Genomic DNA, 12,110 nt, shown 5'->3' with positions numbered 1-12,110 from the left:
GCGCCGAGCAGGATGTGCTGACCGTTGTCGACACGCCAGCCGTCCTTGTTGACGACCCGTGCGCGCCCGCCGAGCGTGTGCGATCGATCGAAGACAGTGACCTGTACGCGCCGTCGTGCCAGTTCCACCGCGCAGGCGAGCCCGGCATATCCTGCGCCAATCACCGCAACGTGCTGACTCACGCGATTACCCCCCGCAGCCCCGTTGAGCCTTACGCCCGCAGCCAGGTCGACCCGGCGAGCCAGAGCTTGCGGATCGGAGTCAGCGACGTGCGGCGGTCGAGCACCAGAAAGCCGTCGCGTTCGATTTCGCGCAGGAGGGTGCGGTAGATCGCGGCCATCACGAGGCCCGGCCGCTGGGTCTTGCGGTCGCCGGGCGGCAGGTGCGCGAAAGCCTGATCGTAGTACTGTTGCGCGCGCTGGGCCTGGAAGCGCATCAGCTGGACGAAGTTGTCGTCGTGGCGCGCGTCCATGATTTGCTTGGCCGGTACGTTGAACCGCTGCAGATCCTCGATCGGCAGGTAGATGCGGCCGCGCCGCGCGTCCTCGCCGACGTCGCGGATGATGTTCGTGAGCTGGAAGGCCATCCCGAGATCGTGCGCATACTTCAGCGTTTGTCGGTCCTGATAGCCGAAGATCTCCGCGGCGAGCAGTCCGACGACGCTAGCGACCCGATAGCAGTAGAGCTGCAGGCCCTTGAAGTCGAGGTAACGGGTCTGCGTCAGATCCATTTCCATGCCGTCGATGATTTCGAGCAGCTGCTCCTGCGGGAGGTTGAAGCGTCCGATGACGTCCTTCAATGCCAGTCCGACCGGATGCGTCGGCTGCCCGCCGTAGGTGCGGCCGATCTCTTTGCGCCACCATTCGAGCTTGGTCTGTGCAACCTGCACGTCGTGGCATTCGTCGACGACATCATCAACCTCGCGACACAAGGCATAGAGCGCGATGATGGCCTGCCGCCGCTCGGGCGGAAGGAAGAGGAAGCTGTAGTAGAAGCTTGAGCCGCTCTTGGCAGCTTTGTCCTGGCAGTAATCGTGGGGATTCATCGGATACCTTTGTAGTTCAGCGCGCGCCACACGAGTCGCGGCCAGTCGGATTTTGTCAGGGTCGGGCGCCGCCGAAAAACGTCGAAACGCACCGCCTCGATGCGTTCGAGAATGCGCAGGCCGCCGAGCACGACGAGGCGCAGTTCCCAGCCGATGCGGCCGGGCAGGTCGCGTGCGAGCGATGCGCCGTCGAGCATCATCGCGCGCGCCCGGTGGACCTGGAACGCCATCAGGGCGCGCCACGCATCATCGCAGAGCGCGGCTTCGACGTGCGCTTCGGTCACGCCCAACCGCTGCATATCATCGAGCGGGACGTAAATGCGGTGCTTTTGCCAGTCGACAGCGACGTCCTGCCAGAAGTTGATCAACTGCAGGCTCGTGCAGATCAGATCCGAACGCCGCAGATTCTCGGCCGTGGCGGCCCCGTATAGGTGCAGCATCAGCCGGCCGACGGGGTCCGCGGAGCGGCGGCAGTAGTCGCAGAGTTCATCAAAGTTTGCGTAACGGGTCTTCCCGACGTCCTGGCTGAAGGCATCGAGCAGGTCCCGGAAGCATTGCAGCGGCAGTGCGTGCTCGCGGATCGCTACGGCAAGCCGCGTGAACATGCGGGCGAGGGACGGATCTCGCGGAGCCTCGCCGCGCCCGAGCGCATTGAGTTCGTTCCGATAGTCGTTGAGACGGGCCAGCCGCGCGACCGGCGACGCGTCGCCTTCATCGGCGACGTCGTCCGCGCTGCGCGCAAACGCATAGATGGCTTCCACCGGCTCGCGCAGGCGAGGTGGCAGCAACAGCGAGGCGACGGGGAAGTTCTCGTAATGATCGACGGGCATGGGCGCGGCGCAGTATACGCGATAGCACATTGCAGGCCGTCGTTACTGCGCAGTCGGAAGGCGATTCAGTCGTCCATGATTTCGTCGTCGGAAGGGAGACCGGGATCGGCGTTGTCCGGATTCCCAGTGGGCGCGCCCGATTCGACGACACAATTGCGCCCGTCGCGCTTCGCTTGGTAGCAGGCGGTGTCGGCAGCAATCAGGATCTCGGCCGGATCCGACTGCCTGCCGTCGATGTAGGTAATGCCAATACTTGCACCGATCGAGAAAGTGTGGCCGTGCCACTCGAATCGGTAGTCCGCAACGCTTTCGCACAGCTCTTTGGCCAGCCGCAATGCATCGTCCCGCGAACAGCCGCGCAGGATCAGCGCGAACTCGTCTCCGCCCACGCGGCACAGCGTGTCCTGTTCGCGAATGCGTGACTGGATCAGCTCCGCGATGCGCATCAGCAGTTCGTCACCGGCAGCGTGACCGCAGGAGTCGTTGACGATCTTGAAGCGATCGAGGTCGATGAAGCACAGCGCGCCGTGGTCACCGGCACGCCGCCGCGACGCGGCGACGCACTCTTCGATCCGTTGTTCGAAGACGCGTCGGTTCGGCAGACCGGTGAGCGGATCGTGCGCCGCCTGGTAGGCGAGCTGGGCCGTCGCGTCGTCGATGCGGGACTGCATCGTACGGTGATTCTCGGAAATCGCCCGCGCCATCGCATTGAAGCCTTTTTCCAGCGCGGAGAGTTCGGGATTGTTGGCGCGTTCGGCAATTTCGACGTCGAGGTCGCCCGCCTTCATCCGCCTGACGCCTTCGACGAGGGCCTTGACCGGCCGGGAGACCGAGCGGGCCAGACGCAGTGCCAGCAGTCCGGATAGCGAAAGCCCGAAGGCGAGCATCGCAAGCGCAGCCGCGATGATCGTGTTTTTTTCGTGGGCGGACGGCCGCGCGTCCAGCTCGATGTGGACCCAGCCGATCGGTTGCTGGACCCGTCCAGTCGATGCGTCCGCAAAGACATCGTCGATCGCCACGTTGACTGCCTCGATCGGCGCGACCATGACCACGAAGTCAGGCGCTCCTCCCCGGACTGTCCCACGCTGCAGCGCGCGCAGTTCGGCGGGGGCCAGCACGCGGATCCGTCCCTTGCTGGCGAGCAGGTTTCCGCCATCATCGTAGAGAGCGGCGGCGCTGACGTCGCGCTGCTCAGTGGCCGCCTGCAGGAGCGCATCGAGCGCTTCGCGATTGCCCGCGATGACACCATATTCCGCCGCCGGCGCGAGAAAGCTGATGATGGCGTCACCGTGGGTCTGCAGCGCCTCATCGAGCATTCGGGTGCCGCGGTAGACGACGACGGTGGTCACGAGCGATGCGAGGACCGCCATCGGCAGCAGGGCGACCAGCAGAAGCCTGTCATGCAGCGGAAGGCGGTTCAGTATCTTCACGGCTACTTCCGCCTTTCGATGCCGTCGGCGAGCGTCGACTCGTCGCTGATCGTTATGCTCAGCGCTCGTGCGACATGGCGGTTCACGCCCACCGAGAAGTAGCGCGGTGACTCCGCGGGCGGCAGGTCTATCCGTCCGGTCCCCTGTTGCGCCAGCCATTCCGCCGTCTGACGCGCGACGTCCTCGGGCGCGCTGAACACGCCGGCGAGCGCGCCCGCCGTCACGTAGGCCTGGGAATAGCCGAATACCGGTTTGCGGTAGCGATAAGTCGTCAGCAAGATCGGCCGGGCGGTGTTGGGGGTGTAGGCGAGGGAGTCGGGAACCGCCAGGATGAGGTCCGAGGCGTCCAGCAGGCGTTCGAGTGCTGGCAGGAGCGCGTCGCTGTCGCCGATCTGTTCGAAGTTGGGCTTGAAGCCGGCACGGATGGCCGCGTCCTGCAGCGCGGAGCGCAGCGGAGCCGACTGCGGTCCAAGAAGGATGCCCACGCGTTCAGCGGAGGGCATGGCGGTGCGAACTAGGCGGAAGTGGCGCAGCAATGGTTGGTCGAGGACGATCCCGCCAATCCTCGCGCGCGGGTAGCGAATCTGCAGCGCGCGTAGATTTTGGGTCGAAATGAGCACCGCGAGAATCGGCGCTCCCGACCGTTCGGCCATTTGGTTCGCCGCTTCGGCACCCACGGCAATGATGACGTCGGCACGCGCCAGGACGGCTTCGTCATAGCTTTCGCCGACTGTTCCAGCCTCACGAACACGGATCGCGCCGGGCTGCGGGAGGGCCGAACGCAGTGCTGTGAGGAAGGCCGCTTGGGGCTCATTATGTTTCGACAAGACGATCGCTGCTTCGATCGCCGACGCGCCGACCGGCAGACCGCAGAGGGCCAGCCAGAACACGAGGGCGAAGAGGCAGGAAATCTTTTTCAACATATCCCGGTCGAAGTACGGCCGACTCCGGCTGCATGCGCGTGCGGCGGTCCGGGACGAAACGATCCAGCGAAGATCAGTTGCCCCGGGGGGTGGATTATTCCCGAAAATGGATGTTTTTTCTCGATAATTGCAAAGATTTCATTCGGCGAGGATAGTCTCCTTGCAAAATTGATCGGCATAGTGGGGTCTCATTTTGAGAGCGGGAATCCGGCCGGCGAGTCCAGATGGAAGCGCTTTCGGCATATCTTGATCCAATAACGGGAGACACAGTGCTGGAGATTAGTGCCGTAACGAAATGTCACGAGAAGTCCGTAACCCAAGCCGGATCACGCGCCCTCTTCGCCGACGTCTCGCTTGAGTTGCACAAGGGCGAATGCGTCGCAATCATGGGCGAGTCAGGCGTCGGAAAGTCGACCTTGCTCAACTGCATCGCCGGGCTGGAGCCGGTGGATGGGGGCGTGATCCGGCTCGATGACGTCGAACTGACTGCGCTCGACGAAGCCGGTTTTGCACGGCTGCGGCGGAAGTTTTTCGGCTTCGTGTTCCAGGCCTTTCACGTGCTGCCGCACCTGACCGTGGCGCAAAACGTCGCGTTGCCCCTATGGCTGCTCGACACGAATGAGGCTGAGGCCGCGCGTCAGGCAGTAGAGATGATCGAGCGGGTCGGGCTCGGCGGCCGCGGGGACGACTGGCCGCGCCACCTTTCCGGCGGTGAGCTCCAGCGGGTTGCGATCGCGCGCGCGCTGGTGCATCGCCCGCTCCTCGTCCTTGCTGACGAGCCGACCGGCAACCTCGATCCCGAGCGTGCCGCCGATATTCTCGATCTGCTGCTTGAGCGCATTCGTAGCGCCGACGCGATGGGGATCATCGTCACGCACTCGGCCGCCGCGGCACGCCGTGCGGACCGCGTTCTGCGCCTGAGCAGTCGTGGACTCACGGAGCAGGCGGTCGTAGCGTGAAGCCCGTTCTGCGCCATCTCTTCCTGGCGAGCCTGCGTTACAGCCGGTTCGCGACCGCATTGTCGCTGCTCGCGATCGCCCTCGGCGTCGCGCTCGGCCTGGCTGTGCAGTTGATTCACGATGCGGCGCTCGACGAGTTCGGTCGCGGGCTGCGCAGTCTTGCCGGAGCGGTCGACCTGCAATTGACAGGGCCCAGGACCGGATTCGACGACCGCCTCTACGCAGAAATCGCCCGCTTGCCGCAGGTCGCGGACATCGCGCCGGTGCTGGAGCTCGAAGTGCGCCTCCCGGGCCGCACGCAGAGCTTGCGGGTGTTCGGCGTCGACGTGCTGCGCGCTTATCGGCTGCACGCAGCGTTCCAGCCGAAGCCCGAAGCCACGGGCGGGGAGGGCGGCGAATTCGCGTTGTTCGCGCCGGATGCGCTGTTTCTCACCACCCCGGCGCGTACAGCGTTGGGGCTGGAGACTGGAGCCACCTTGCGCGTCCAGTCGGGAACGGTCGAGCGCACGCTGCGGATCGCAGGAGGCGTGCCCGCCGCACCGGCGAATCAGCCGTTCGGCGTAATGGACATCGCCGCGATGCAGCAGGTCTTCGACCACATCGGAAGAATCTCCCGCATCGACTTGCGGATGCGATCCCGCACCGATCCGGACGACATGCGGACGGTGCTGAAGGCCATGCTGCCGCCCGGGGTCGAGATCCTGACGCCCGAGCTCGCGGAGTCCCAGGCGGTCGCGCTTTCACGCGCCTACCGGGTGAATCTGACGATGCTCGCCGCCATCGCGCTCGTCACCGGCGCCTTCCTCGTCTTCTCGTCACAGCGGCTGGCCGTCGCCCGGCGGGTCCAGGAGTTCGCGTTCCTGCGCGCAATGGGACTGACGCGGCGGGAGCTCATGCTGGGAATCCTTGTCGAAGGCGCCGTGCTCGGGCTTGCGGGCGGTGTCCTTGGAATCGCACTCGGTCATGTCCTGGCGCGCCTTGCAATCGGGCTGTTCGGCGGCGATCTGGGCGCCGGCTATTTCGAGGGCCTCGCGCCCACGCTGCGATTCGAGCCTTTGGCGGCAATCGCGTACCTGGTTGCAGGAGTGCTCGCAGGTCTTGCCGGAGCATGGGGGCCGGCTCGGGACGCCGCCCGCGTGAATCCCGCGAGCGGGCTGCGAGCGGGCGCCGATTCGGGAGGCTTCCATGTCAGGACGGGGGCCTTCCTGGCGCTGGTCCTCGCGACTGTGGCCTTGGGACTGTGCGTGCTGCCGCCCGTGAGCGGTGTGCCGGTATTCGGCTATGGCGCCGTCGCTGCGATCCTTGCAGCGGCAATTCTGGTTCTTCCGGCCATCGCATCGTCCATACACCGCGCGTGGCCGCCGGGGCGAAGTGCGACGGTCCGGCTCGCGCGCGCGAGGCTCGGGGCAGCGCCGGGGCAGGCGGTCGTTGCAGCCGCCGGAGTGGTCGCGAGCGTCGCACTTGCGGCGGCAATGGGCATCATGGTGACCTCCTTCCGGCATTCGCTGGACGCATGGCTGGGCGTCGTCTTGCCGGCCGATCTGTATGTCAGCGCTTCGCGAGGTGCAAACAGCGGTTACCTGGACGAGGCGCTGATTGCCCGGGTCGCGCAGCTCGACGGTGTCGAGACCCTGCGACCCGTGCGTTTCGACAGCATCCGCCTCGACGCCACCCACTCCCCGGTCACGCTCATTGCGCGACCGGTCGATGGCGGGAAGATCTTGCCGCTGGTCAGCACCGAAGATCGCGAGGGGAAGCTGCCGGAAAAGGTGCCCATCTGGATTTCGGAAGCAATGGCCGCGATATTTTCGCTCGACATCGGCGACGAACCCCTGATTCCCATCGCCGGTAAGCCTGTGCCGTGCCGTGTCGCCGGCGTCTGGCGCGACTATGCGCGTCAGTATGGCGCCTTCGTCATCGAACTCGACGACTACCGCCGTCTGACGTCAGACTTCTCGGCGAACGATCTGGGGATCTGGTTGCGGCGCGGCGCATCGCCCGATGCCGTCGCCGCGGAGGTGCGTGCCGCAACAGGCGATCGGGCCGTCGATATTGCCGTTCCGCGCGAGATTCGCGACCGAAGCCTCGCCATCTTCGACCGCACGTTTCTCGTCACCTACCTGATGGAAGCGGTTGCGGTCGTCATCGGTCTTTTCGGCGTCAGCGCCAGTTTCGCCGCGCTTGCGTCGGCTCGCCGCAGGGAGTTTGGGATGCTGCGCCACCTGGGCTTGACCCGCCGCGATATCGGTCGGCTCCTCGCAATTGAGGGGGCCATGACCGCGGCAGTCGGTTCCGTGGTCGGACTCGCCGCGGGAGCCGCGGTGTCGGTAGTGCTCATAGAGGTCGTCAACCGCCAGAGTTTCCACTGGAGCATGGATATTCGCATCCCTTTCGTTGGCCTCGCGGCGTTCGCCTGCGTCCTGATCACGCTCGCAGCCCTTGCTGCCCGGCTGTCGGGCCGGCACGCAATGCATCAGTCCGCGGTTCTTGCGGTGCGGGAGGACTGGTGAACACCGTGCGCGCATTCATCGCGATCTGGGCGCTGCTGCTCGCCCAGATCGTGGGCGCCGCATCTGCGGGTTACGCCGTCGTGCATCCGGATCGGCCCTTGCAGTTCCCGAAAGACTTCGGCGCGCACCCCGAGTACCGCACGGAGTGGTGGTACGTGACGGGGTGGCTGCTCGACGAGCAGCGCAAGGAGCGGGGCTTTCAGCTCACCTTCTTCCGCGTGCGGACGCGCGCCGGCGAGGACAACCCCTCGCGGTTCGCGCCGCGTCAACTCGTCCTTGCCCACGCGGCCGTCGCGGATCCGACCGAGGGCCACCTCCTGCACGACGAACGGAGCGAGCGGGCGATGGATCCGCTCGCAGGGGCCAGCGAGGGAAACACCCACGCCTGGAGCGGCTCATGGGAACTCGTGCTCGACGACGGCAACTACCGCGCTCGTGCCCAGGCCGATTCCTTCGAGTTCGATCTAAAACTCGCGCCGTCGGGCCCGCCTGTTCCCAACGGCAAGAACGGATTTAGCCAGAAGGCCCCCGATCCGCGGAATGCCAGCCATTACTACAGTCGTCCGCAACTCGCAGTCACCGGGACCTTGCGCCTGCGCGGCAAGCCGCATGAGGTCACCGGGCGTGCATGGCTGGACCACGAATGGTCCAGCGAATACCTGCCCGTCAATGCCAGCGGCTGGGATTGGATAGGGGTGAATCTGCACGACGGCAGCTCGCTGATGGCGTTCCGCATGCGCGGCAAGGATGGGGCACCCCTCTGGGCCGCCGCGACACTGGCGCCGGCACGAGGTGTGCCGGCGGCGCTCGGGCCCGACAAGGTGCGTTTTGTGCCCGTCCGCCGTTGGCGATCCCCGCGCACCGGCGCCGATTATCCTGTCGCATGGAACGTCGAGGTGGCCGGCCGGACGTTCAGGATCGAGCCGCTGATGGACGACCAAGAGCTTGACAGCCCCCGCTCCACCGGCGCCGTGTATTGGGAAGGAGCGGTTCGGGTCTATGAGGGTGAACGTGAAGTCGGACGGGGATATCTCGAAATGACCGGCTACGTAGGGCGACTGCGGATGTAAGGGACGTGTATAATCCGCCCCGCTGCCGCAAGGGCGGCCCCCGGTATCGGGGAGAAGCTGGGCCCAGGTGGCGAAATTGGTAGACGCACCAGATTTAGGTTCTGGCGCCGCAAGGCGTGGGGGTTCGAGTCCCTTCCTGGGCACCAAAGACAAGGCAATTGCGCCGCGCAATTACCTTCTCCTGCTCTATATCTCAATAAGAACGCGATGAGCAATGCGCAGTGGTTCCTGCTGCTGGGTTGTCTTTTCCTGGCGATGGGACTGACGTGGTCTCCTCTCCGGCGATTGCCCGTCACCTCGGCGATCATCTATCTTGCTGTCGGGCTGCTGGTCGGGCCGACCTGCCTGCATCTCTTCCATTTCAACCCGCTGAAAGAGTCGGCGCTCCTGGAGGTACTGACCGAAGGTGCCGCGTTGATCTCGCTGTATGCGGCGGGCGTGAAGATGCCGGTTCCTTTGAGCCTTGCGAGATGGCGCACGCCGATCCTGCTGGCCTTCGTTTCGATGATCCTCACCGTGGGGCTCGTCGCGGTGTTCGCGGTGTTTGTGCTGGAACTGCCGCTTGGTGCCGCAATTCTGCTTGGTGCGATCGTCGCCCCGACCGATCCCGTGCTCGCGACCGACGTGCAGATCCGCCATCCCGGAGAACGTGATCGCCTGCGCTTCACCCTGACTTGCGAAGCCGGCATGAACGACGGCAGCGCCTTTCCCTTCGTGATGCTCGGGCTTGGGCTCCTGGGGCTGCATGATATCGGCGAGGACGGCATACGCTGGGCGATGGTCGATGTCCTATGGGCGACAGTCGGCGGCATCGGCATCGGGTTTGTCGGCGGGGTCCTGCTCGCGCATGTCGCGCATCGGATCAGGAATCTCGGCACCCGGCACGAGTTGCTCGATGACTTCCTCGGCCTCGGACTGATTGGCGTCGTCTACGGTGCAAGCGTCGGGCTCAACACTTGGGGATTCCTTGCGGTGTTCTTCGCCGCCGTGGCCTTGCGTCAGACCGAGCGTAAATTGTCGGGCGGGCAGGAAGACACCCCGGATCGTCTGCGCTTCGATCGCGATGCGGAAGCGGCCGAAGGCGAAAGCGGGGCGGCCGTGCAGGCGGTGAGTGAGGAATCACTGATCTTCAAGGAGCACCTCGAGCGGTTGTCCGAACTCGTGCTCATTCTCTTGGTAGGCGGGACCTTGTTCATCAACTCGTGGAGCTGGCGAGCCGTCGGTTTGTCGCTTTTCCTGTTTCTGATCGCCCGACCGGTCAGCGTCATGGTCGGTTTGGCGGGAACCCGCACGCCCTGGAAATTGCGGGCGCTTGTGGGGTGGTTTGGCGTGCGAGGGATCGGCTCGCTCTACTACCTGATGTACTCGATCCAGCACGGCTTGCCGGAAAAGCTCGCGCTGGAACTCATCCACCTCACGCTGATCGTCGTCACGTTGTCGATCGTGTGCCATGGGATCAGCGTGAAGCCCGTGATGGAGAAATTTTGGAGCGACTCTCCGCGCTAGACGTGACTTGGGCGTGTCACGCATCCGCGACACGCCCAAGCAGGAGAAAGTACGACGATTCGGCCGGAAGCCGCGTTTACTTGGGCAACGGCGAGTACTCGATCGGCACCCAACTGTAAACGCCCTTTGCATCGGCGCGCACGTGGCCAAGGCCGGGGAAGGGCAGGTGCATGCCGGCGACCAATGTCTTGCTGGTCGCCATCGCATAAAGCAGGGAACGGCGAGTTGCGACGGCCTGGTCCTGATCCACGTCGAACTCGATCGACACCTCCGGCTGCGAGAACTGCACGCCATGCGCGTGAATGACGTCGCCCCAGATCAGTAGCTTCTGGTCAGCTGATTCGACGGAAAAGGCCGTGTGACCGGGTGTATGCCCATTTGCCTTGACTGCGCGGATGCCCGGCACAAGTTCGCTGCCGTCAGAAAACGTCTTCCATTTCCCGTGCGACTGGTAGATGCCCGCGATGTCGCGCGCCATTTTGAAGAGGCCCTGCACGTCTGCTGGCGCGCCCGCCGCATTCTTTTCGGACAGCCAGTAGTCGTTGTCCGCTTGCGAGACATGCACGACGGCGTTCGGGAACGCCGCCTGCGAGTTCGCGTCGGCGAGGCCGCCGATGTGATCCCCGTGCATGTGAGTCACGACGACTGTATCGACCTGGGACGGGTCATAACCCGAGGCCTTCATGTTGCTGATGATGTTTCCGAGTCCGGGCCCGAAAAAGCCAGCCGCTCCGGCATCGACGAGGACCAGGTTCTTTCCCGTATTGATGAGGTAGGCATTGACCGCCGTCTGCATCTTCGGGTTGCCGACGAAGTGGCGGGCGAGGCGCCATTTCAGTTCATCAGGCTTGGTGTTACGCAGCAGCTTGACGTCGAGTTCGATTGCGCCATCGAAGAGTGCCGTGACTTCGAACTGGCCGACCATCATGCGGTAATAACCGGGTACCTGGGACTTGACCATCGGCACTTCGGCGATTGCCGGTGCGGCCGGCATGAGGGCCAGCAGAGCTGCGCTCACGGCAAGGATTGGCGTGAGTTTCTTGAACATGGGGGAGATCTCCTGTCAGAGAGGCGAGCGAGGCGACGACGTTATTGATGTTCGCATAGGACTGCGCACCGTGCAAAAAATCGCCGGTGCGCAGTACAGCGAGGGGCTCAGCGGCTGATCGGCTTGTAGCGGATGCGTTTCGGCTTGGCGCCTTCCTCACCCAGCCGCTTGCGCTTGTCCTCTTCGTATTCCTGATAGTTGCCCGCGAAGAAGGTCCACTGGGACTCGCCTTCCGCCGCCAGGATGTGCGTGCAGATACGGTCGAGAAACCAACGGTCGTGGCTGATGATCAGTGCGCAGCCGGCGAACTCCAGCAGCGCATCTTCGAGCGCCCGCAGCGTTTCGACGTCGAGGTCGTTGGACGGTTCATCGAGCAGCAGTACGTTGCCGCCGGAGATCAGCGTTTTCGCCAGATGTAGGCGCCCGCGCTCGCCGCCGGAAAGGTTACCGACGATCTTCTGCTGGTCGCCGCCCTTGAAGTTGAAGCGGCCGATATACGCGCGGCTCGGCATTTCGAAGCGGCCGACGGTCAGCACGTCCGCACCATCCGAAATCGCCTCGAAAACCGTCTTGTCGTTCGCGAGCCCTTCCCGCGACTGGTCGACGGCGGCGATCTTTACCGTCGAGCCGACCGTGATGTCGCCCGAATCCGGCTTGTCGCGGCCTTCGATCATCTTGAAGAGCGTCGACTTGCCCGCACCGTTGGGGCCGATCACCCCGACGATCGCACCGGGCGGGATGCTGAAACTCACGTTGTCCATCAGCAGCTTGTCGCCGAAGGCCTTGGAG

11 protein-coding genes and 1 tRNA gene are annotated in these 12,110 nt (G+C 64.6%); 5 read left to right on the top strand and 7 right to left on the bottom strand.

Features of this window, described 5'->3' with window-relative positions:
* The 5 genes from VJ673_RS16490 to VJ673_RS16470 all read right to left on the bottom strand — a co-directional run.
* The coding region (locus tag VJ673_RS16490) for an FAD-dependent oxidoreductase (RefSeq protein ID WP_324127234.1) at positions 1-182 on the bottom strand (182 nt) is incomplete at its 3' end.
* A 29-nt stretch (positions 183-211) separates the two neighbouring features.
* Positions 212-1,045 carry a presqualene diphosphate synthase HpnD gene (hpnD, locus tag VJ673_RS16485; protein WP_324127233.1) on the bottom strand — a complete coding sequence of 278 codons (834 nt, stop codon included), beginning with the start codon at positions 1,043-1,045 and terminating at the stop codon, positions 212-214.
* Positions 1,042-1,875, bottom strand: a complete 834-nt coding sequence (gene hpnC / locus VJ673_RS16480) for a squalene synthase HpnC (RefSeq protein ID WP_324127232.1) — start codon at positions 1,873-1,875, stop codon at positions 1,042-1,044. Before hpnC ends, hpnD begins: the two co-directional genes overlap by 4 nt.
* Before the next feature lie 65 nt (positions 1,876-1,940).
* The gene (locus VJ673_RS16475; RefSeq protein ID WP_324127231.1) at positions 1,941-3,305 is read right to left on the bottom strand and encodes a sensor domain-containing diguanylate cyclase; all 1,365 of its coding nucleotides are present in this window, start codon (positions 3,303-3,305) and stop codon (positions 1,941-1,943) included.
* 2 nt (positions 3,306-3,307) lie between these two features.
* Entirely contained in the window at positions 3,308-4,195 is an 888-nt protein-coding gene (locus VJ673_RS16470; RefSeq protein WP_324127230.1) for an ABC transporter substrate-binding protein, read from the bottom strand.
* 302 nt (positions 4,196-4,497) lie between these two features.
* Between VJ673_RS16470 and VJ673_RS16465 the strand changes: the two genes are divergently transcribed.
* From VJ673_RS16465 to VJ673_RS16445, 5 genes are all read left to right on the top strand, one after another.
* Positions 4,498-5,187 (top strand): ABC transporter ATP-binding protein, encoded by a 690-nt coding sequence (locus VJ673_RS16465; RefSeq protein ID WP_414635670.1) that lies wholly within the window; start codon positions 4,498-4,500, stop codon positions 5,185-5,187.
* Entirely contained in the window at positions 5,184-7,697 is a 2,514-nt protein-coding gene (locus VJ673_RS16460; RefSeq protein WP_324127229.1) for an FtsX-like permease family protein, read from the top strand. Before VJ673_RS16465 ends, VJ673_RS16460 begins: the two co-directional genes overlap by 4 nt.
* A complete protein-coding gene (locus tag VJ673_RS16455; RefSeq protein ID WP_414635669.1) occupies positions 7,694-8,767 on the top strand; it encodes a lipocalin-like domain-containing protein in 1,074 nt (357 codons plus the stop codon). The genes VJ673_RS16460 and VJ673_RS16455 overlap by 4 nt, the downstream gene beginning before the upstream one ends.
* Before the next feature lie 61 nt (positions 8,768-8,828).
* Positions 8,829-8,913 (top strand) — tRNA-Leu (locus VJ673_RS16450).
* Between the two features lie 61 nt (positions 8,914-8,974).
* A complete protein-coding gene (locus VJ673_RS16445) occupies positions 8,975-10,273 on the top strand; it encodes a cation:proton antiporter (RefSeq protein WP_324127228.1) in 1,299 nt (432 codons plus the stop codon).
* A 76-nt stretch (positions 10,274-10,349) separates the two neighbouring features.
* On the opposite strand, the gene VJ673_RS16440 is transcribed toward VJ673_RS16445, so the two are convergent.
* Both VJ673_RS16440 and VJ673_RS16435 read right to left on the bottom strand, forming a co-directional pair.
* A complete protein-coding gene (locus VJ673_RS16440; RefSeq protein ID WP_324127227.1) occupies positions 10,350-11,321 on the bottom strand; it encodes an MBL fold metallo-hydrolase in 972 nt (323 codons plus the stop codon).
* Positions 11,322-11,428: 107 nt separating this feature from the next.
* The coding region (locus VJ673_RS16435; protein WP_324127226.1) for an ATP-binding cassette domain-containing protein at positions 11,429-12,110 on the bottom strand (682 nt) is incomplete at its 5' end.

Source organism: Aromatoleum sp. (assembly GCF_035254505.1).
GTDB lineage: Bacteria > Pseudomonadota > Gammaproteobacteria > Burkholderiales > Rhodocyclaceae > Aromatoleum.
This window is presented reverse-complemented; position numbering and strand designations above follow the sequence as displayed.

Excerpts from the sequence above, each read along its gene's own strand:
- hpnC (WP_324127232.1), bottom strand. The coding sequence starts at position 1,875 with ATGCCCGTCGATCATTACGAGAACTTCCCCGTCGCCTCGCTGTTGCTG.
- hpnD (WP_324127233.1), bottom strand. The coding sequence starts at position 1,045 with ATGAATCCCCACGATTACTGCCAGGACAAAGCTGCCAAGAGCGGCTCA.
- VJ673_RS16440 (WP_324127227.1), bottom strand. The coding sequence starts at position 11,321 with ATGTTCAAGAAACTCACGCCAATCCTTGCCGTGAGCGCAGCTCTGCTG.
- VJ673_RS16445 (WP_324127228.1), top strand. The coding sequence starts at position 8,975 with ATGAGCAATGCGCAGTGGTTCCTGCTGCTGGGTTGTCTTTTCCTGGCG.